This is a genomic window from Ochrobactrum sp. CGA5 (genome assembly GCF_006345815.1).
Taxonomy (GTDB): Bacteria; Pseudomonadota; Alphaproteobacteria; order Rhizobiales; family Rhizobiaceae; genus Brucella.
This window is the reverse complement of sequence record NZ_VCIG01000038.1, coordinates 880,658-901,652: the sequence shown is the minus strand read 5'-3', so window position 1 is coordinate 901,652 and position 20,995 is coordinate 880,658. Positions and strand designations below refer to the sequence as shown.

Sequence of the window (20,995 nt, the reverse complement as noted above, 5' to 3'; positions counted from 1 at the left end):
ATGCGGATGTCCAACATAATGCAGCTCGGCGTGAAAGAACTGCGTGGTCTGGCTCGCGACCCTATGCTGTTGATCCTGATCGTCTATGCCTTTACGCTTGCAATCTACACGGCGTCGAAGGCGATGCCTGAGAGTCTCAACAATGCGGCGATAGCGATCGTAGACGAGGATCAGTCGCCTGTTTCGAGCCGGATTACGACCGCATTTTATCCGCCATATTTCGTGCCTCCGAAGTTGATTTCATCCTATGAAATGGATGCACGGATGGATGAGGGGCTTGATACGTTCGCACTGAACATACCGCCGAATTTCCAGCGTGATCTTCTGGCCGGTCGTTCGCCGACAATTCAGCTCAATATCGACGCAACCCGAATGAGCCAGGCATTTACCGGCGGAGGCTACGTGCAGTCGATTGTGTCGAGTGAGGTGAGCGAATTTCTAAATCACTATCGCGGTAGTGCACAAACGCCTGTTGAACTGAATCTCAGGACGAGATTCAATCAGGATTTGAACAAGGGTTGGTTTGGAGCGATCAACAATGTGATTTCATCGGTTACGATGCTATCGATCATCCTGACGGGCGCGGCGCTCATTCGGGAACGCGAGCACGGAACCATAGAGCATCTATTGGTGATGCCCGTGACCCCGGTTGAAATTATGATCAGCAAGATATGGTCCATGGGGCTTGTCGTGCTGGTTGCTTCGGCATTTGCATTGGTCTTCGTGGTGCAGGGGCTACTTGCCGTGCCGATCTATGGATCCGTATCGCTGTTTCTTGTTGGTGCGGCGCTCCAGCTTTTTGCTACGACTAGCCTTGGCATTTTTTTGGCCACCGCGGCTGGTTCGATGCCGCAGTTTGGGATGTTGCTCATGCTGGTGCTCCTGCCTTTGCAGGTGCTTTCGGGAGGGACAACGCCCCGCGAAAGCATGCCGGAAATCATCCAGACAATCATGCTGGCAGCGCCAAACACGCACTTCGTCATACTGGCCCAATCGATCCTGTTTCGTGGAGCGGGACTGGGCGTCGTATGGCCGCAGTTTCTGGCCCTGATCTTGATCGGCTCGGTGTTGTTCTACTTCGCGCTCCAGCGTTTTCGTGCCTTTCTGCGATAGGAAAATTCTTTGAAAACAGGAAGCTGAATCCATTCCTTGTGAATGTGATTCAGTTCTCCGTGCCGGATTCTCTTCAGCGGAGTTGCGAATTCTTAACCATGTTGCTATCGCAATCATCAGGAAACGGTTCCGCTGTTCTGGCGGATGAAAAGGGAACACGGTGAAGCTATTTTGGCTGATGCCGCGACTGCCCCCGCAACTGTAACCGGAGAGCTATCCTCCACAGCCGCGTGAGCGGTGAAAGCCACTGAGAGCAATTGAGCACTCGGGAAGGCGGAGGGAAAGCGACGACCCGGAAGTCAGGAGACCTGCCGTATCCGGTCACCCATGCATGGATACGGGGTGTGTCCAGGCGCGGCTGTCCGTGGCGGTGACATTGTTGAAATGTTGCCGTCGGGAAGAAGGGCACTTCGGTGCCACTAACACTTCAACCTGCGGTGCGAGGAAAGCTGGAACCGGTCTTCGGTTCGGCGGGTTGAGGGAAAATGCATCTTTTGAAATCATCTGTTCTATTGGCGTCGGCCAGTGTTCTTGCGCTGCCGTCCACGACGCTTGCTCAAAGTCTGCCTGAGAGCGACGGCAGTGTCGTGTTGGATACGATCGTAGTCACGCCATTGCGCCGCGCATCGTCGCTGCAACGTTCAACTTCATCGGTGGCTGTCATCGATTCCGCAGACATCAAGCGGTCAGCCGCTCCCGATCTGCAGTCGCTACTAAAGTCCCTTAGCGGTATCTCCATAAAGACGAATGGGGGGCAGGGTGCGTCGTCGGATATTTATATGCGCGGCATGTCGTCCAAGCAGACGGTCGTTCTCATCAACGGCGTACGTACGGCGTCGGCGACAACCGGTGCAACCGCACTGGCGAATATTCCTTTGAGTTCCATCGACCGGGTCGAAATTGCCAAAGGGGCTCATTCAGCGCAATACGGTGCCGATGCTATGGGTGGGGTGATTAATATCATCACCAAGCAGGGTGGTGTCTGCGGTGAGCGTTCCTGGTGCGGCAGTCTTTCTACCGGCGTCAGCCATCCATGGGGTGGGTATGCTTCCGGCTCCATTCAAGGACGCAGCAATGCCGGGGTCGACTATGCGTTTGGTGCAGCCATAACCGGTACGCAAGGATATGACTTCACCACATCAGATGCCTATGGCCATGAGCCGGATCGCGACGGGTTTTTGCAAGGCTCGTTCAACTTTGCCATGTCGAGGGATTTCGACTGGGGTAAGATTTATACGGACGGTCTCTTCAGCCGGGGGCGCAACCAGTATGACGCCAAAGCGCCATCACCGAACCAGGCCGATAGTACTGCATTTACGGGCAAAATCGGAACGCGCATCGATCATGCGGCAGATTGGTCCTCCACACTGGAGTTCAGCACCGGTATCGATAGCAGCCGTAACTTCAGGAAAAATGTAATTGGTTCGGATCAGTTCGAAACCAAGCGTTACGGTGTTTTTGCATCGACTGAAAAAAGTTTCGATACCGGAAATGTCAATCATACCCTGACCGCTGGCGTGGAAGCCTATCGCGAGGACATCAACACCACCATTGCCTATGACGAAACCAGCCGCGATCTGGCAGCTGTTTTTGGACAATACTCGCTTGAGTATGAGGCGCTGCGCTTCGATGGTGGGCTGCGTTACGATCATAATGGGCAGTTCGGTGATGTCGTGACCTACAATCTCGGTGCCAGCTATGAGGTTCTACCAGACCTGGTTTTGCGGTCATCCTACGCCACGGGGTTTAGGGCGCCGACATTCAACGAACTTTATTATCCGGGCTTCGCCAACCCTGATCTCCGACCGGAAAAGTCCCGTTCGTATGAAGTGGGCTTGAACTGGCAGGCGACAGCTTCGACAAGTCTTGATATGGCGTTCTACCAGACGTGGTTGCGCGACGCGATTATGAGCACTGCGCCATCCTATTTGCCTTACAATGTCGCCAACGCGAAGGTTACGGGTTTTGAAGCCACATTGGCGCATCGGTTTGATGATCGGTGGGGCGTCAAGGCATCGATCGATCTGAAGAAACCAATAGATAGGGATATGGATAAGGATCTTCCGTATCGTGAGCGTTTCAAGGCCGCGGCTGAGGTCAACTTCACGCCGAGTGAAAAGCTCGATCTGACTGCAAGATTGATCTATGGTGGCTCCCGCTATGCCAATGCTGCAAACAGCAAGCAACTTGGAGACTATGTGACCGCTGATTTCGTGGCGCTCTATTCCATCGACAAGCAATCGCAGTTCAAGTTCTCTGTCGAGAATATCTTCGACAAGGACTATCAGAGCAGCTCTGGCTATATTGCGCCGGGGCGGACAATCAATGTCGGATTGACCCGGAACTTCTGAGGCTGAAGCAACAATGAAAAGGGCACCGGCAAAATGGGTCACCTGCTCCTGCCTCGTGGCGGGGCTGGCTCTTTTCGTTCTCAAGTCAGCGGACGCAGCGGATATTCCCCAGCGCGTTGTTTCCATCAACGTATGCACCGATCAGCTTGCATTACTGCTGGCAAACGAGGGCCAGCTGCGGTCGGTTTCGTATTTGTCGCAGGACCCGGAGCTGTCCGCTATGGCCACGAAAGTGCGGGAGTTGCCGATCAACCATGCGCAGGCAGAAGAAGTCTTTCTGATGAAGCCTGACCTCGTGCTGGCCGGTACATTTTCGTCGCGGGCAACGGTTGGACTGTTACGAAGGCTTGGCATCCGTGTGGAAGAATTCGCTCCGGCCCGTTCGTTCGGTGACATAGAAAATCACCTGCATCGCATGGGGGAGTTGCTCGGAAGACAGGCGGAAGCCAGCCAGGAAATCGATAAAATGAAAGCTGCTTTGAAGGCAATCCAACCTCCGGCCCGTCGCAAGACAGTCGCGCTATATTATGCCAACAGTTACACATCCGGTCAGGGGACGTTGGTTGACGAGGCTGTGCGTCTGGCCGGGCTTGATAATCTAGCTGATAAGGTGGGCGTCCGCGGTTCTGCTCTGCTGCCGCTGGAAAAACTGGTGCTCGCAAAGCCGGATATTCTGGTGCGCAGTTCAAGAGATCGCGCGCCTGCGCTGGCTTTCGAGAATTTCGAACATCCGGCGTTGCGGGCGCTTGAAAAGCAGGCGAGGGCGGTGACGATAGCGGATAATCTGACGGTTTGCGGTGAGCCGTTCAGCGTTGAAGCTGTTGCGGAGCTTGCGGAGGCTGCGCGTGACTGAACGTAACCGTTTCTATCTTCTGCTCTCAGGACTAGCCGCTCTGGTGGCTTTTCTTTTCATCCTTTCGTTGCTGACAGGGCCTGCTGCAATCAGTATTCCTGACAGTTTTAAGGCACTTTTCGGCGATGACAGAGAGATGATCGTGCTGGTCATGCGCGAGATTCGCCTACCTCGGGCATTGCTTGCGCTCCTTATCGGAGCTTCGCTTGGATTGTCTGGCGCTGCATTGCAGGGCTACTTGCGCAACCCGCTCGCGGAGCCTGGTTTGCTGGGCGTGAGCGCATCTGCGTCATTCGGCGCTGTCATTGCCATTTATAGTGGTCTGTCCCTTCTGTTCCCGCTGGCCCTGCCACTATTTGCACTGGCAGGGGCGTTTGTGTCGGTGTTTCTCGTCAAACTGCTGGCAGGGCGCAATCCCGGTACGCTCACCGTCATTTTGGCTGGTGTTGCGGTGACGAGTCTTGCCGGGGCATTGACGGCGCTTGCGCTCAACCTGTCACCCAACCCGTTTGCCGCAATGGAAATCGTCTTCTGGATGCTCGGTTCACTGGCGGACAGGTCAATGACGCATGTAGCTCTCGCCGCACCGTTTATCCTTATAGGCTGGGCGATGCTTCTGGCACTCGGGCGGTCACTCGATAGTTTAACGTTGGGTGCCGATGCTGCCGCAACGATGGGAGTGAACCTGGCTCGTGTGCAGCTTTTTGCAGTGTTGGGCACAGCGGCAAGCGTGGGTGCATCTACTGCTGTTGCCGGTGCAATCGGTTTCGTTGGATTGGTGGTCCCTCATCTCCTGCGTCCGCTGGTTGGTGCGCGCCCATCACGATTGCTGGTTGCCAGTGGCCTTGGCGGAGCTGCGCTGTTGTTGGCTGCTGATGTATTGGTTCGTATCATCATGCCGGGGCGTGAACTGAAACTAGGCGTCCTAACGGCGATCATTGGCGCACCATTCTTTCTTTGGCTTGTGTTCAAATACCGGAGGCAGCTCGTATGACAGCGTTTTCGGTAAAAAATCTTTCCGTGTCGCTCGGCGGGAAGGCAGCACTCAGCGGCGCAAGTTTCGATATTCATGGGGGCGAGTTCATCGGGCTAATCGGACCCAACGGTGCTGGCAAGACGACATTGTTGCGCGCCATACTGGGGCTGGTTGCCTCCAGCGGGGAGATTTTGCTCGATGGGTGCGATTTGCGACAGATGAGCGCTTCGATAAAGGCGCGGAATCTAGCCTATTTACCACAGGAGCGTGATGTTGCGTGGCCGGTATCAGTGGAGATGCTTGTTTCTTTAGGACGCTCCGCTTTAAAGCCGGTGTTTACGAGCATGAGTGCACGGGACAAAACGCTTGTTGAGACTGCCATGCTGCGTATGGATATTACCCGATTTCGGGAACGGCCAGCGATGGAACTTTCCGGCGGCGAGCGAGCACGTGTGTTAATTGCGCGCGTTCTGGCACAGGATACGCCCGTAATACTTGCTGACGAGCCGGTGGCCGGACTCGACCCTTCTCATCAGCTTGGAATGATGGAAAGTTTCGCGGAACTTGCAAAAGAAGGGAGGACTATCGTCGCCTCGTTGCATGAGTTAAGCCTTGCAGCACAGCATTGCACGCGGCTTATTCTGCTGGACAAGGGACGTATCGTTGCGGATGGCGAGCCGCTGGAAGTGCTCACGCCGCAACTGCTGCACGATGTCTATGGCATTCGGGCGAAAATCATGACGGTGGATGGTGAGTTCATCGTCCATCCAACCTCCCGTATAGGTTAGACCGTTTTCCATTGGCGCTCACGGGACGATGCGTAGATCGTCTCTACGGTCTTCTGGACTTCATATCCTTCGCGAAAATCGGCGTGATTGGTCTTCTGTCCGGCAATGGCAAGCAAGAAGTCACGAATTTCGATCGTCTTGAGGTCGTTGAAACCAATCTGATGGCCGCCAGCTACGCAGAACGCGCCATATGGTTCGTGTTCCGGCCCCGCCAAGATTTTGCGGAAGCCCTGCTGGCCCTTTCTGTCGGAAAAGAGAAACAGGTCAAGTTCGTTGAAACGCTCCTGCGAAAAATACAATGAACCTTTTGATCCGGAAATCTCGAACTCGTGCTGCATCTTGCGGCCGCTCGCAATCCAGCTTGCTTCGAGTGTTCCGGTCGCACCGTTGTTGAAACGTAAGAAAGCACGGCAGACATCGTCCACTTCAACCCGCTTTGTCTGCGAAAGGTTCAGACTATCTGGGCGCTCGCCAATGACGGTAACGGCGTCTCCCATAACGGCTGCCATCGGTCCAACGAGATGGCGAGCTGCGGCGATGATATGGCTTCCAATATCGGCTAATGCGCCCCCACCACCTGCCAGATCAAGACGCCAGCTCCATGGAGTGGCGGCGTCGGCCATGAAGTCTTCGGCATGAATGCCGCGGAAATTGCGAATTTCCCCCAGTTCACCGCTGTCGATGATATCCTTGGCCAGCTTTATCATCGGGTTTTTCACATAGTTGAAGCCGACGGCTGTCTGTATACCCTTCCGTTCCGCCGCGAGTGTCATTTCGAGGCATTCGGCGGCGGTGGGTGCGAGCGGCTTCTCGCAATAAACATGTTTGCCAGCTTCAATGGCGGCGAGCGCCATTTCCCTGTGAAACCGGTTTGGCGTGGTGATGTCGATTAGATTGATCTCCGGGTTTGAGATCAGTGACCGCCAATCATCAGTTGCGTTGGCAAATCCTAACTTTGTTGCGGATTTTGCCGCCATCTCCGCGTTCACATCTGCCAATGTATGAAGTCGCACTTCAATCGGTAAGTCGAACACGCGGTTGACATTTGTGAACCCGACGGCGTGCGTCTTGCCCATGAACCCGGATCCGATCAAACCTATAACGGCAACCTCAGCTTTGTCAGCCATTGTCATTCCTCCAGAAACGATGGTCGAAGCATTTGGCGCTGCGCAACTCCTTTGGCAAATAAGCATATCATCGGCAGCTTATGCGATTGACATGGGCTAGCAGAAATGGAATTATAATTCCATGAGAATTTGTTATGAATGTTTCATTCTATTGAATTGAGCCTCGTCTGCGTGAGTTACCGGGAATAGCTTGGAGGAGCGCCGGGATACAGCAGGTGGAAGGTAAAGGCGTCAACGCAAACCGGCGGGGAGTGCCGGACAAGGGAGGAGTAGACAATGCAATCTCTATTGAAGTCGGCCGTAGCTGGGGTGGCCTTGCTGGCTGCGTCTTTTACAGCCCACGCGGCTGATATTAATATTGTGGTAGTCAGTCACGGTCAGGCATCTGATCCGTTCTGGTCCGTTGTGAAAAACGGTGTTTCAGAAGCGGCGAAGGATACGGGAGCGAAGGTTGATTATCGTGCGCCGGAAACCTTTGACATGGTGCAGATGGCCCAGCTTATCGACGCTGCAATCAATCAAAATCCGCAGGGTATCGTGGTTTCCATTCCAGATGCTGATGCGCTCGGACCGTCGATCCAGCGTGCGGTAGCAGCCGGCATTCCGGTCATTTCGATGAACTCTGGCTCCGATGCTTCAAAGAAACTCGGTGCTCTGCTACATGTGGGGCAGGATGAATTCGATGCTGGTAAGGTCGCAGGCGAGGCATTGAAAAATGCTGGCGGCAAGAAAGGCATTTGTGTCAATCAGGAAGTTGGGAACGTCTCGCTTGATCAGCGCTGCGCGGGCTTCAAGGAAGGCTTCGGTGATGTGACGGTTCTGCCGACATCGACCGATCCTGCTGAAAACGAAGCCAAGGTTCGTGCCGCTTTAGCATCTGATGCTGCCGTCGATACAATCCTGACGCTCAATGCGACACTCGCGGGTGAACCGGCTGTAAAAGCTGCTGCCGAAAGCGGTCGCAGCGGAATCCACGTTGCGACATTCGATATGTCCGCGGGCTTCCTGGAAGCTGTTGAAAAGGGACAGGCGGACTTTGCTATTGACCAGCAGCAGTTTCTGCAAGGCTATCTTCCGGTCTCGTTTCTCGCGCTTAACGCGAAGTACGGTTTGATGCCGGGTGGTAATGTTCCATCGGGTCCGAACCTTATCACCAAGGACAAGGCCAAGCAGGTCGTGGAACTTTCGGCCAAGGGTATCCGGTAAGCATCATCTCGACCATCTATTATCGAGCCCGCCCATGAAAATGGGCGGGAACGGGTTTCTGTACCCAGAATGCATCAGGAGAAAATCATGAGTGAGCCACTTCCCCGTGAAAAGGCCAACGCAGCGGCGCTATCGAAGGATGAGCGGCTTCAGTCCGCGAGTCTATTGCAACGGCTCATGAGCAGGCCGGAATTGGGGGCAGTCTCCGGCCTGATCCTGATTACGATCTTTTTCGTTTCAGTTGCCAATCCAGCGATGTTCACTGCTGCCGGAATCATGAATTTCATGGCTCCGGCTTCGCAGCTCGGCATTCTGGCCGTCGCTGCGGCACTTCTCATGATCGGGGGTGAATTCGACCTGTCTATCGGCTCGATGATCGCGTTCGCAGGCCTGATTTTCGCCGCTGCCCTTGTCGTCTGGCAGATGCCGCTTGGCGTTGCCATCATCGTTACTCTGCTGTTTGCTGCATTCGTGGGGGTGGTGAATGCACAGATTGTTATTCGGACCGGATTGCCATCCTTTATCGTAACGCTCGCATTTCTGTTCATTCTGCGTGGCCTGTCGCTGGTTGGATTGAAATGGGCAACAGGCGGCGCAACCCAGTTGCGTGGGGTGAAGGAAGCGGTTGCGGGCAGTTATTTTGCTGGGATTTTTTCCGGCGATGCTTTTCCGGGACTGTTCGCCTGGATGGCCGAAAACGACCTTATTGCCAAGTTTCCTAATGGTGAGCCGTCGGTGAAAGGTGTGCCGGTCGAAGTCCTCTGGTTCGCGGCCATTGCCCTGATAGCGACCTATGTGTTGGTGCGGACACGTTTCGGCAACTGGATTTTCGCGGCAGGCGGTGACGCTCTGGCTGCGCGCAATTCCGGTGTGCCTGTGCGTCGTGTGAAGACGACACTGTTCATGTGCACGGCAATGGCTGCTGCATTGGTTGCTATTCTCACCGTTATGGATGCCGGTTCAACCGATGCGCGCCGTGGCTTTCAGAAAGAGTTCGAGGCGATTATCGCTGCGGTTATCGGCGGCTGTCTGCTGACTGGCGGTTATGGTTCTGCAATCGGTGCGTTCTTCGGCGCGATCATCTTCGGCATGGTTCTTATCGGGCTGACGTATACCCAGATCGATCAGGACTGGTACCTGGTCTTCCTGGGAGGAATGCTTCTGATCGCGGTACTCTTCAACAATTTCATTCGCAAGCGCGCGACCGGCGAGCGCTGAGAGGGAGATTTGCCATGACGACCCCCATCATCGAAGTTCGTAATCTTGTTAAGCATTTCGGCCCGGTCATTGCGTTGAATGGTGTCTCGCTGAGCGTCGAACCGGGACAGGTCCACTGTCTGCTTGGTGACAATGGCGCAGGCAAGTCGACGCTGATCAAGACGCTTTCTGGCGTTCACAAGCCGACCAGCGGCGACTTTCTGGTTGAGGGAAAGCCAGTCAATTTCAATAGTCCACGTGATGCGCTCGATCATGGCATTGCCACGGTCTATCAGGATCTTGCCATGATCCCTCTGATGTCGGTCATGCGGAATTTCTTTCTCGGACGCGAGCCGACAAAGGGTGTCGGGCCTTTCCGTTGGTTCGACACCCATCAGGCCGAAGAAGTAACGCGCGAGGAGATGCGAAAGATCGGGATCGATGTTCGTGATCCCCAGCAGGCGGTTGGAACGCTTTCCGGCGGTGAGCGCCAATGTGTGGCGATTGCCCGCGCCGTGTACTTTGGTGCGAAAGTGCTGATCCTCGACGAGCCGACCTCTGCCTTGGGCGTACGGCAAACGGCTATGGTTCTCAAGTACATCAATCTCGTACGCTCACGTGGGTTGGGTGTGATCTTCATCACGCACAATGTTCGACATGCGCATGCGGTGGGGGACAAGTTTACTGTTCTCAATCGCGGTGTAACGCTTGGAACCCGCACGAAGAACGATGTGGATATGGACGAATTACAAAGCCTCATGGCGGGCGGGCAGGAACTCGCTGACCTCACTGCAGAATTAGGTGGTCGGGTTTGACGAGAGCGACTCCGCTTTAAATGGAATCGTCGGAACCGCTCTATCTATCTGTTTTCACGCATTATCCGGCGCAAAGCCGCTTCGCACTTTTGCTGGAAATGCTCTAGAATTTCGGAGCGTAGAATGAACGGACAACTCAGTGGAAAAGTTGCTGTCATCACAGGAAGCACGCAGGGGCTTGGCGCAGCAACAGCGAAACTGTTTGCTGAGAGAGGGGCTAAAGGTCTTGTGATATGCGGACGTTCGCTTGAAAAAGGGAGAGCGCAAATCGATCAGTTGGCAAGGCTCGGAGCCAAGCCCATCTTCGTGCAGGCTGATCTTGAGAAAGTGGAAGACTGTCGCAAGATCGTTTCTGAAGCCGACCGTGTTTTTGGACGGCTCGACATTCTCGTAAACGCGGCGGGTCTGACAGATCGTGGTACTATTCTGGATACAAGCCCGGACTTGTTCGATCGTTTGTTCGCGGTGAATACACGGGCGCCATTCTTTCTTATTCAAGAAGCCATAAAACTATTCCGGCGCGATCAGGTCGAGGGAACGATAGTCAATATTTCCTCTATGTCATCCATGGGTGGGCAACCTTTCATCGCCGCTTATTGTGCATCGAAAGGAGCGCTGGATACGCTGACCCGCAACGTAGCCTATTCTGTTCTCCGCAATCGTATCCGTATCAATAGCCTGAATATCGGTTGGATGGCATCGGATGGTGAGGACCGCATCCAACGTGAGTTTCATAATGCGCCGGAGAATTGGCTGGATGAAGCAGCAAAGAGCCAGCCTTTCGGCAGGTTGATTGATCCAAGTGAAGTTGCTCGCGCAATCGCTTTTCTGGCTTCTGGAGAATCGGGATTGATGACTGGCGCCATCGTGAATTTCGATCAATCCGTATGGGGTGCCTATGGTGCGTCTCCGCATCCCGATCAGCCATTGTAAGCGCCTGACAAGTATCTCCTTGCCTGATTGAGACTGATACTAACCCGCTCAATAGCTGAAATGGCTCCTTAGATATTTCATCGAGAACCCAAATGTTTTATGTGAGTATTGCATGAGTAGGCTGTAAAATATTGTGAGAAACTTTTGCGACCCTGCTTGCACTTGCAATTTCAGGTAGTTAGAGCATCTGTCTGCCTGACCGATTCAGGCTGTGTGTTTTAAGCAATTGTTTCAGCCGTATTTACGCGATGTCGAAACCTCCCTTTCGTCTGCGAATTCGTTCTGGCAATCGCTTGCACAGACACCGTTTTAATTTGCGCTGAAAGGACCAGCATCGTGGAGCAGGCAAAGAACGGAACTCGTAAGGGTGGGCGCAAGGCGCTGTGGGCGGCAGTCGCAGTTATCGCCATCGCTGCCGCCGGTTTGACCGGATACAAGATCACACTTGAGAAGACCATTACGTCGCAGCTCGAAAAGCGCGGCGGCACGGCGTCTTCCGTCAAAGCCGACTTTCTCGGACGTATCCATCTGCGCGACGTGACGTTGCCGCTCAAAGATGGTTCCAACGTTCGTATTGCCTCGGTCGACGGTCGCCCCAAGTTTCTGTTCCTCACTGGCATACTAAATGCTTCTGGCATTGATACAGAGATCGGGAACTACAAAATTTCCATTCCGAGCGTAGCAATCGAAGACGCTAATTTCGACATCGCCATGCTGAAAGATACGTTTGGCAACAGCGGTCTGACCCTATCGGAACGCATTGGTCGTTTTTCGGCTAAGCGCCTGACTGCGCAGCAGATAAAGGTCGTCCAGACAGTCGCGAAGAATGCACAGAACGTCGTCTACCAGGACGTTGCGCTGGAAGATATCAACCACGGTAAGGTTGCTCGGTATGTGGCGGGCGGCACGACTTTCGACTTCACGGTCCAAGTGCCTGGCGAAGACGGTAAAAAAGTCACGGACAAGATGACGGGAACCATGGGTACTGTAGAGGGCAGGGACATTGACGGTGTCTTCCTTGCTCGTCTCTATACCGAAAGAGCAGGCCCGAACGACAAGGAAGCGAAGCCGGTCTACGGTCCATTCTCGGCGACGAATATCGTCATGAAGACGAAGGATGCGAACTTCAGCTACGATGAAATTCGCAGCAACGGTTTCACGGCTCGCATGCCTGCTACACCGTTAACCGAAACCTTGGAGAAGCTCCAGTCTCTCGAAGATGCGGACGAACTTTCGACTGAAGAAACGCGCGGGCTTATTCTTAAGTTGAGCTCTCTGTTTGACATGATCGGTAAGGGCGATGTGGAAATGCTCGGCATGAAGATCGAGCCGACTGACGCATCGAAAGGCAAGGCCGGTATTGAACGTGTCACAGTTGCTTTCGACAACCAGAAGATGGATGCGAGCGTCAAAGGCTTGGCCTTCTCCGAGGGGCAGGACTACGTGAAGATGCAGGAAGCTTCCTTGAAGGGGTTCTCCTGGGCAACTTCAGTTGAAGCTCTGAAAAAGTTGGCGGCGCTGAGTGAAGAGGAAGTTGAAAACTTCCCTTTCACGACCATGCTTCCAGAATTTGGCACGCTTCGGGTAGTGGGGATCGCCGCCGATCTGCCAAATGAAGAGTCAGATGATGTGAACGCAGGCGATGAGAACGCGGACGAGGCAAATCAGTCCGCAGCCGAAGAAATGTCGGCTCCTTCGCTGCCTGAACGCATGCAATTTACTATGAAGAGCTATGAAGTCGCTCTCAAAAAACCTTACAACGGTATTCCGACCGATGTGCGGGTCGCTTACGAAGATTTGTCAGTCAAGTTACCGAAAGACGACAACTACGAACTCTATCAACGGCTTCGTGAACGTGGCTATGATCATCTCACAATGTCATCCAACTTTGAGGCAAGCTGGGATGAGGCGAACCAGAATCTAATTATCAAGGATATTTCGATCAGCGGAAAGGATATGGCCTCCATATCCATGTCAGGTCTGATGGGCGGGTTCACCAAAGAGTTTTTCTCAGGCGACAAGGTGATGATGCAGGTTGCTTTGCTCGGGCTCAAGGCTCGACAAGTGAACGTGAAGGTTCAAGACTACGGCATCATAGCGAAAGGCATGCAGCTCTACGCCGAAGAAAACGATATGACAGAGGAGGAGGTACGCGATGCGGTTTCTTCGCTTGCAACGGCATTCCTTCAAGGGTTAAACGCCGATCAGCCAAAGTTGCAGAACGTTGTGACGGCGTTTTCTACCTTTCTCGCAAAACCGAACATTTTCGAAATATCGGTGAAGTCGAAGGCGGAGAAGGGGATTGGGGCCCTCGAAATGGTCGCGGCATCGCAAGATCCGCTCACTCTGCTCGACAAAGTCGATATTGAAGCCAAGGCGGAGTAATCGGCTCTCCTATTCCTCTTAGTGAAATGCCGGCCAATGGCCGGCGTTTCTGTAATCATAGGTTCATCAAAACATTACACAAGGGTCATGCCCTTGAGATATAAGGGTCCTAGTAAGCCTCGGAAATAACGAGGCCAACATGACCAGAAAAAATGTTCTGCTTATCGTCGTTGATCAATGGCGAGCAGATTTTATCCCTCACCTGATGCGGGCGGAGGGGCGCGAACCCTTCCTCAGCACTCCTAATCTCGATCGCTTATGTCGAGAAGGCTTGACCTTCCGTAACCACGTTACGACCTGTGTGCCGTGTGGACCGGCAAGAGCAAGTCTGCTTACGGGCCTCTACTTGATGAACCATCGGGCGGTGCAGAACACTGTCCCGCTAGATCAGCGCCATTTGAATCTTGGCAAGGCCCTTCGCGCTATCGGCTACGATCCCGCCCTGATCGGTTACACCACGACGACGCCTGACCCGCGGTCGACATCTTCCAGAGATCCACGGTTCACCGTTCTTGGCGATATCATGGACGGCTTTCGCTCTGTGGGCGCATTCGAGCCCAACATGGACGGGTATTTCGGCTGGGTGGCGCAGAATGGTTTTGAGCTGCCGGAGAAACGTGAAGATATCTGGTTGCCGGAAGGAGAGCATTCTGTTCCGGGCGCTACTGATAAGCCATCACGTATTCCGAAGGAGTTTTCGGATTCTACATTCTTCACGGAACGTGCGCTGACCTATTTGAAAGGCAGGGACGGCAAGCCGTTCTTCCTGCATCTTGGCTATTATCGCCCACATCCGCCATTCGTCGCTTCCGCGCCTTATCATGCAATGTACAAGGCCGAAGATATGCCTGGGCCGGTTCGTGCGGACAGTCCGGATGCCGAAGCGGCGCAGCATCCGCTTATGAAACATTACATCGATCACATCAGGCGCGGTTCGTTTTTCCATGGGGCGGAAGGCTCCGGCGCAACGCTGGACGAAGGCGAGATTCGGCAGATGCGCGCCACCTATTGCGGTTTGATTACGGAAATCGACGATTGTCTGGGTCGGGTCTTCGCTTACCTTGATGAAACGGATCAGTGGAACGATACATTGATCATCTTTACCAGCGACCATGGCGAGCAGCTCGGCGATCATCACCTACTCGGCAAGATCGGTTATAATAACGAGAGCTTCCGCATTCCTTTGGTTGTAAAGGATGCAGGACAAAACCGGCGCGCTGGCCAGATCGAAGAAGGCTTTTCCGAAAGTATTGATGTCATGCCAACCATCCTCGAATGGTTGGGAGGGGAAACGCCACGTGCCTGCGACGGGCGTTCGCTGTTGCCGTTTATGGGGGAGGGAAAGCCCACTGACTGGCGTACAGAACTGCATTACGAGTTCGACTTCCGCGATGTCTTCTACGATCAGCCGCAGAACTCGGTACAGCTTTCGCAGGATAATTGCAGCCTCTGCGTAATTGAGGACGAAAACTACAAGTACGTGCACTTTGCAGCCCTGCCACCGCTGTTCTTCGATCTGAAGGCGGACCCACACGAATTCAACAATTTGGCTCAAGAACCCGCTTATGCGGTTCTCGTTCGCGACTACGCCCAGAAGGCTTTGTCGTGGCGGCTGTCGTATGCCGACCGGACGCTCACCCATTACAGATCTGGCCCGCAAGGGCTGACAACGCGCAACCATTGATCTCAGGAGCTACCAAATGATCAATCTGACCCGACGCGGAATGCTTGGCCTTTCAGCCGGTGCCGCTGGCTCGCTCGTCCTGCCGCGATTTGCAATTGCACAGGCTGACAATCGCCCATCCATCACGATTGCTGTCCAGAAAGTGGCAAACAGCAATACGCTCGACGTTCTTCGCGAACAGTCGAATGTCGGCGAACGCGTTTTCTTTTCCAGTATATGGGAAGCGCTGATCGATCGCGACTGGCTGGGAGGCCTTTCGGCTGTGCCTGGTCTTGCGACTGAATGGACCCGCATTGACGACAAGACTGTTGAGCTGAAACTCCGGCAAGGCGTCAAATTCCATAATGGCGACGAGATGACTGCCGAGGACGTTGCCTTTACCTTTGGCAAGGAACGTATGTTTGGCGACACGCAGCCAGCCGAAGGTAAGACGATATATGTATCGGAAAAGAACCCGCTTGGTCGCGAAAGCAAGGAGCTACCGCTTGAAGTGCCGGCTACTGCACGCCGTTCGTGGCCGGCACTTCTCGGTGTCGAAGTACTCGACAAATATACGGTGCGCTTCAAGAACGGTACGCCGGATGTGACGATGGAAGGTCGTATCTCGCGCTACGGCAGCCAGATCATGAGCCGTCGTGGCTGGGAAGAAGCGCCGAGCTATCTAGACTGGGCGCGCAAGCCGATTACCACCGGGCCATACAAGGTTGTAGAGTTCAAACCGGATAACATGTTGGTGCTCGAAGCCCATGACGAATATTGGGGCGGACGCCCGCCGTTGAAGCAGATACGTTTCATCGAAGTGCCTGAAGTGGCTTCCCGTATCAATGGTCTACTCTCGGGCGAGTATCAGTTCGCATGCGATATTCCACCGGACCAGATCGAGGGTATCGAAAAGAACGATGCTTTCGAGGTTCAGGGTGGTACGATTCTCAATCATCGTTTGACTGTGTTCGACAAATTTCATCCGCAGCTAGAAAACCCGTTGGTGCGTCGTGCATTCACCCATGCGATCGATCGTCAGGCGATCGTGGATTCGCTGTGGGCCGGTCGGACGGTTGTTCCGGCTGGTCTCCAGTGGGATTACTATGGCGATATGTTTGTTCAGGGCTGGAATGTTCCGGAATATAACCCGGATCTCGCCAAGCAGCTTCTGAAAGAAGCCGGTTACAAAGGTGATGCGATACCGTACCGCCTGCTCAACAACTACTATACCAACCAGACCGCCACCGCGCAGATTCTCGTTGAGATGTGGAACCAGGTGGGCCTGAACGTCGAAATCCAGATGCAGGAAAACTGGCAGCAGGTTCTGGAGAAGAGCCCGGGACGTGCTGTGCGCGACTGGTCCAATTCCGCGCCGTTCAACGATCCTGTTTCTTCGATTGTCAGCCAGCATGGTCCTAACGGCCAGCAGCAGCAGGTCGGCGAGTGGACGAATGAGGAAGCAAACAAGCTTTCCGTCATTTTGGAAACCAGCACCGACCATGCCAAACGCAAGGAAGCGTTCAAGCGGATGCTGGAAATCTGTGAACGGGAAGATCCTGCTTACACAGTTCTTCACCAGAATGCGACGTTCACTGCCAAGCCGAAGTCATTGAAGTGGAAGGCTGCACCTGCTTTCGCAATGGATTTCCGCAAAAACAACTGGGCTTGATCCATTTGTAGAGGCGGGCCCGGTTCGGTCGGGCTCGCTTTTCCTTTGGGGTTTCAAGCCCCGCGACTGTGAATGAACCAGAAGGATTGCATGATGCCGCTGGTCGAAATTTCCAATCTCAAAGTAGCCTTTGATGGCGTGCCGGTTCTGCATGGTATCGACCTTTCGATTGAGCGGGGCGAAGCCGTCGGATTAGTCGGGGAGTCTGGCTGCGGCAAGTCTGTGACTTGGCTTGCAGCGCTCGGCCTCCTCCCAAAAAAGGCGTCGATCTCCGGTAGTGTTCTTCTTGAAGGAACAGAGTTGCTGACGGCATCGCGCTCCACGCTCGAAAACGTTCGGGGTGGGCGTATTGCGATGATCTTTCAGGACCCGTCGAGTTCGTTGAATCCGGTTATTCGGGTCGGGCGACAGATAGAGGAAGCGGTACAGCTTCATCGTCGTTTGAAAGGACCAGCCGCCCGGGCAGAAGCTTTGCGATTGATGGAACTGGTCGGTATACCGGATGCAGCCCGACGCATCGACAACTACCCGCACGAATTTTCTGGAGGTCAAAACCAGCGATTGATGATTGCCATGGCGCTGGCTGGTAATCCCGACATCCTGATCGCCGATGAGCCCACAACAGCACTCGATGCAACGATTCAGGCTCAAATTCTTGATCTACTGGCGGCATTGCGTGCAGAAGCCGGCATGGCCGTGGTCTTTATCAGCCATGATCTCGGTGCAGTGTCGCAAATTTGCGAGCGGGTGTCGGTCATGTATGCCGGGCGCATCGTCGAGCAGGCCCGGACCGAGGCACTTTTCGCTGCTCCGCGCCATCCGTATACACACGGTTTGTTCGATTCCATTCCCAGCCTTGATGGCGGGCGCAATCGGCTCATTCCAATCGAGGGTACAGTTCCCGAGCCTGGCAAGCTCCCGCCAGGTTGCGCATTTTCGCCGCGCTGCTTGAGCGCGAGCGACCTCTGCGCGCGAAGCTTCCCCAGGTTCGGTGTTCCGCAGGACGATGCCGGTGAGGGGCGTATGGTTGCCTGCTTTCATCCCTATCCGGCTGCGTCACATCTACTGCCATCCATGGGTGGCCGTGTTTCAATCCCACCGAGAAAAAGAGCAACGGCACAATGACAACCGCCCTCATCGAAGCTCGCGATCTTGTCAAAACCTACACGTCACGCAAAGGGCTCTTTGCGAAGCCGGTCCCAGTGCGGGCCGTTGACGGACTTTCCATATCGGTAGCCCCGGCGACGACACTCGGAATTGTGGGCGAGTCCGGTTCGGGTAAATCTACGATGGGGCGCTTGCTTTTGGGATTGGAGGAACCCAGTGAGGGAGAAGTCAGGTTCGAAGGCTCACCTTTACCGCCCCAGAAGACCACGAGCTGGCGCGCATTAAGGGCGCGTATGCAACTCGTCTATCAGGACCCTTTGGCAGCTTTGGACCGTAGGCTACCGATTAGCCGCCAAATCGCCGAGCCGCTGGAAATTCATGGCATTGGAACACCTGCCGAGCGGAAAGTCCGCGTGGCAGAACTGATGCGAGCGGTAGGACTTCGTTCTGATCAGGCTTCTCGCTATCCGCATGAGTTGTCAGGGGGGCAGCGCCAGCGTGTTGTTATTGCACGCGCCATCGCATGCAAGCCGCAGCTCATTGTTTGCGACGAACCTGTATCGGCGCTGGATGTTTCGATCCAGGCACAGGTTGTGAATCTTTTGCGCGATCTACAGGACCGTGAGGGCATTGCCATGGTCTTCATCAGTCATGATCTGAAGGTGGTGCGCAATATTTCGGATCGTGTCGCGGTTATGTATTTGGGCCGGGTTGTAGAAGAAGCATCTTCCGACGAGATTTTTAACCGACCGTTTCATCCTTATACGCAGGCGCTGGTGTCCAGTGTGCCGGTCGCCGGCGTTCCTCTCAGCGACCGTATCCTCTTGCAGGGGGAGCCACCGAATCCTGCTGCTCGGCCTAATGGTTGCGCTTTTCATCCACGCTGTCGGTTTGCGGCTCCGCGTTGCAGCAGCGAAACGCCTGAACTCCTCGACATGCCGGCGGGACGCAAAGTTGCCTGCCATTTTGCCGGAAACCTGTTGACGGACAATTCTCATGCTTAGATTTTTGATGGTTCGTGGCTTTCGAGCGTTTGTGACCATTCTTCTGGTGGTGACATTTGCTTTTGTCGTCTTGCGCATGTCTGGTGATCCTGCACAGATCATCATGGGACCGGATGCTCCGCCTGAAGCCATAGCCGCCTTCCGGAAGAACTGGGGGCTCGATGACCCGCTCTGGCAGCAGTATTTGCGTTACTTCGGAGCCATCGCACGCGGCGATCTTGGAATATCGATGCGCGATGGCCAATCCGCAATAACACTGGTAGCTGAGCGTATTCCCGCGACGCTTCAACTGACGATACCGGCTTTGATGATCAAGCTTGGACTTGGCATTCCTGCCGGAATTTATGCTGCGTTGCATCGGAACAGCTTCATTGACCGGGCTGTCATGGCTACCGCTGTCATTGGCTTCACGTTACCGAGTTTTGTACTCGGTTTGCTGCTCGTGCTGGTGTTCTCGGTATCGCTCGGCTGGCTGCCCTCGGGCGGACAGGATAGCTGGATGCATGCTATTCTCCCTATCATCACGATGGGACTCGGCGGTGCAGCTATTCTGGCGCGTTTTTCCCGCAGCGCGATGATCGAGATTCTGGGGCAGCCCTATATTCGCACGGCCAGCGCTAAAGGCGTGTCGTGGCGCAATGTGGTTTGGCGGCATGCACTTCCTAACGCGGCTATTCCGATTGTCACTATCGTTGGATTTATGGTGGGATCGCTGATTGCAGGTGCGGTGGTTGTAGAGTCGCTTTTTTCATGGCCGGGCGTAGGCAGGTTGCTCGTGGTTTCGGTTGCCAATCGCGATCTCGCTATCGTGCAATGCATCCTGCTCCTCGTGGCCGCCACTATGGTGATCTCCAATTTTATCGTTGATCTTCTCTATGGTTATCTCGATCCGCGTCTGCGTCAGGCGCAGGGCAAGGCGTGAGGGTGAACCGATGACGGATTTGACCGCCAATACTGCATCTGTTTCCACGCCAGCAAAAAGGAGCCGTAAAAGTGTTCCGCTGGTGGTCATCATCGGCCTTATCTGGATCTCCGCAATGATCCTGATTGCGCTGACTGCAGACTGGATAAAGCCTTATAACATCACAGCCTTTGACCTGAAGAATCGCCTTGCACTGCCTGGTGATGCACTGCATTGGCTGGGTACTGATGAGCTGGGGCGTGACGTGCTTTCACGCCTTATCGAATCCATCCGTATTTCCCTGCTCATCGCATTTGGTGCCACGATCATTTCGGCTGTGTTCGGGACGATGCTCGGTTTCCTCGCAGCTTATTTTCGAGGTGTAGTCGAACAGGTTGTGGTCATGCTGGCTGATTTTCAGGCAGCATTGCCATTTCTGATTCTGTCGCTTGCCGTCCTGGCATTCTTCGGAAGCTCGCTTCTGCTGCTGACCTGCCTGATGGGGTTCTACGGATGGGAACGTTATGCCCGCATCGCACGCGGGCTGGCTGTTTCGGCTAATGCGCAAGGTTATGCGGCGGCGGTTACCCAGCTCGGGGCTGCGCCGTCGCGCGTGTATCTGAAGCACATTCTCCCGAATATCGCTTCGACGCTGATCGTCTCGATGACGCTAACATTTCCAGAGATTATTCTCCTCGAAAGCAGTCTCTCGTTTCTTGGATTGGGCGTGCAACCGCCTATGACCAGTCTTGGTAATATGGTTGGATATGGTCGCGAATATCTCACTCGCGCGCCGTGGATCATGCTCGCACCGTCATTTGTGATTATGTTTACGACTCTATCGATCAGCTTTGTGGGGGATTGGCTACGCGACAAGCTGGACCCAACCACGAGATAAAGTCTA

17 protein-coding genes and 1 riboswitch are annotated in these 20,995 nt (G+C 54.3%); of the genes, 16 read left to right on the top strand and 1 reads right to left on the bottom strand.

Annotated elements, in window-relative coordinates; translation table 11 throughout:
- The 5 genes from FJQ48_RS17485 to FJQ48_RS17465 all read left to right on the top strand — a co-directional run bounded on the left by FJQ48_RS17485 (position 1) and on the right by FJQ48_RS17465 (position 6,081).
- Entirely contained in the window at positions 1-1,113 is a 1,113-nt protein-coding gene (locus FJQ48_RS17485) for an ABC transporter permease (RefSeq protein WP_139976183.1), read from the top strand.
- A 107-nt stretch (positions 1,114-1,220) separates the two neighbouring features.
- A riboswitch (cobalamin riboswitch) is annotated at positions 1,221-1,444 on the top strand.
- Between the two features lie 154 nt (positions 1,445-1,598).
- Positions 1,599-3,464, top strand: coding sequence for a TonB-dependent receptor (locus tag FJQ48_RS17480; protein ID WP_139976182.1), 1,866 nt, complete (start codon positions 1,599-1,601; stop codon positions 3,462-3,464).
- Between the two features lie 13 nt (positions 3,465-3,477).
- Positions 3,478-4,317, top strand: a complete 840-nt coding sequence (locus FJQ48_RS17475) for an ABC transporter substrate-binding protein (RefSeq protein ID WP_139976181.1) — start codon at positions 3,478-3,480, stop codon at positions 4,315-4,317.
- On the top strand, positions 4,310-5,311 hold the full coding sequence (locus FJQ48_RS17470; protein ID WP_139976180.1) for an iron ABC transporter permease: 1,002 nt from the start codon (positions 4,310-4,312) through the stop codon (positions 5,309-5,311). Before FJQ48_RS17475 ends, FJQ48_RS17470 begins: the two co-directional genes overlap by 8 nt.
- Entirely contained in the window at positions 5,308-6,081 is a 774-nt protein-coding gene (locus FJQ48_RS17465) for an ABC transporter ATP-binding protein (RefSeq protein WP_139976179.1), read from the top strand. Before FJQ48_RS17470 ends, FJQ48_RS17465 begins: the two co-directional genes overlap by 4 nt.
- Here the strand turns inward: FJQ48_RS17465 and FJQ48_RS17460 are convergent.
- On the bottom strand, positions 6,078-7,208 hold the full coding sequence (locus FJQ48_RS17460; protein ID WP_139976178.1) for a Gfo/Idh/MocA family oxidoreductase: 1,131 nt from the start codon (positions 7,206-7,208) through the stop codon (positions 6,078-6,080). The genes FJQ48_RS17465 and FJQ48_RS17460 overlap by 4 nt on opposite strands.
- Before the next feature lie 276 nt (positions 7,209-7,484).
- On the opposite strand from FJQ48_RS17460, the gene FJQ48_RS17455 reads away from it, so the two are divergent.
- The 11 genes from FJQ48_RS17455 to FJQ48_RS17405 all read left to right on the top strand — a co-directional run bounded on the left by FJQ48_RS17455 (position 7,485) and on the right by FJQ48_RS17405 (position 20,989).
- Positions 7,485-8,414, top strand: coding sequence for a sugar ABC transporter substrate-binding protein (locus FJQ48_RS17455; RefSeq protein WP_139976177.1), 930 nt, complete (start codon positions 7,485-7,487; stop codon positions 8,412-8,414).
- Between the two features lie 87 nt (positions 8,415-8,501).
- Entirely contained in the window at positions 8,502-9,632 is a 1,131-nt protein-coding gene (locus FJQ48_RS17450; protein WP_139976176.1) for an ABC transporter permease, read from the top strand.
- A gap of 14 nt (positions 9,633-9,646) precedes the next feature.
- On the top strand, positions 9,647-10,426 hold the full coding sequence (locus FJQ48_RS17445; protein ID WP_139976175.1) for an ATP-binding cassette domain-containing protein: 780 nt from the start codon (positions 9,647-9,649) through the stop codon (positions 10,424-10,426).
- 123 nt (positions 10,427-10,549) lie between these two features.
- Positions 10,550-11,359 (top strand): SDR family oxidoreductase, encoded by an 810-nt coding sequence (locus tag FJQ48_RS17440; RefSeq protein WP_139976174.1) that lies wholly within the window; start codon positions 10,550-10,552, stop codon positions 11,357-11,359.
- A gap of 336 nt (positions 11,360-11,695) precedes the next feature.
- Entirely contained in the window at positions 11,696-13,744 is a 2,049-nt protein-coding gene (locus tag FJQ48_RS17435; protein WP_139976173.1) for a hypothetical protein, read from the top strand.
- Positions 13,745-13,883: 139 nt separating this feature from the next.
- Complete coding sequence (pehA, locus tag FJQ48_RS17430) at positions 13,884-15,428, top strand: phosphoric/sulfuric ester hydrolase PehA (protein WP_139976172.1); 1,545 nt, start codon at positions 13,884-13,886, stop codon at positions 15,426-15,428.
- A gap of 16 nt (positions 15,429-15,444) precedes the next feature.
- Positions 15,445-17,079 (top strand): ABC transporter substrate-binding protein, encoded by a 1,635-nt coding sequence (locus FJQ48_RS17425; RefSeq protein WP_139976171.1) that lies wholly within the window; start codon positions 15,445-15,447, stop codon positions 17,077-17,079.
- 90 nt (positions 17,080-17,169) lie between these two features.
- Positions 17,170-18,204, top strand: a complete 1,035-nt coding sequence (locus FJQ48_RS17420) for an ABC transporter ATP-binding protein (protein ID WP_139976341.1) — start codon at positions 17,170-17,172, stop codon at positions 18,202-18,204.
- On the top strand, positions 18,201-19,190 hold the full coding sequence (locus FJQ48_RS17415) for an oligopeptide/dipeptide ABC transporter ATP-binding protein (protein WP_139976170.1): 990 nt from the start codon (positions 18,201-18,203) through the stop codon (positions 19,188-19,190). Before FJQ48_RS17420 ends, FJQ48_RS17415 begins: the two co-directional genes overlap by 4 nt.
- Positions 19,183-20,112 carry an ABC transporter permease gene (locus tag FJQ48_RS17410; protein WP_139976169.1) on the top strand — a complete coding sequence of 310 codons (930 nt, stop codon included), beginning with the start codon at positions 19,183-19,185 and terminating at the stop codon, positions 20,110-20,112. The genes FJQ48_RS17415 and FJQ48_RS17410 overlap by 8 nt, the downstream gene beginning before the upstream one ends.
- A 10-nt stretch (positions 20,113-20,122) precedes the next feature.
- Positions 20,123-20,989 carry an ABC transporter permease gene (locus FJQ48_RS17405; RefSeq protein ID WP_139976168.1) on the top strand — a complete coding sequence of 289 codons (867 nt, stop codon included), beginning with the start codon at positions 20,123-20,125 and terminating at the stop codon, positions 20,987-20,989.
- Positions 20,990-20,995 lie beyond the last annotated feature (6 nt).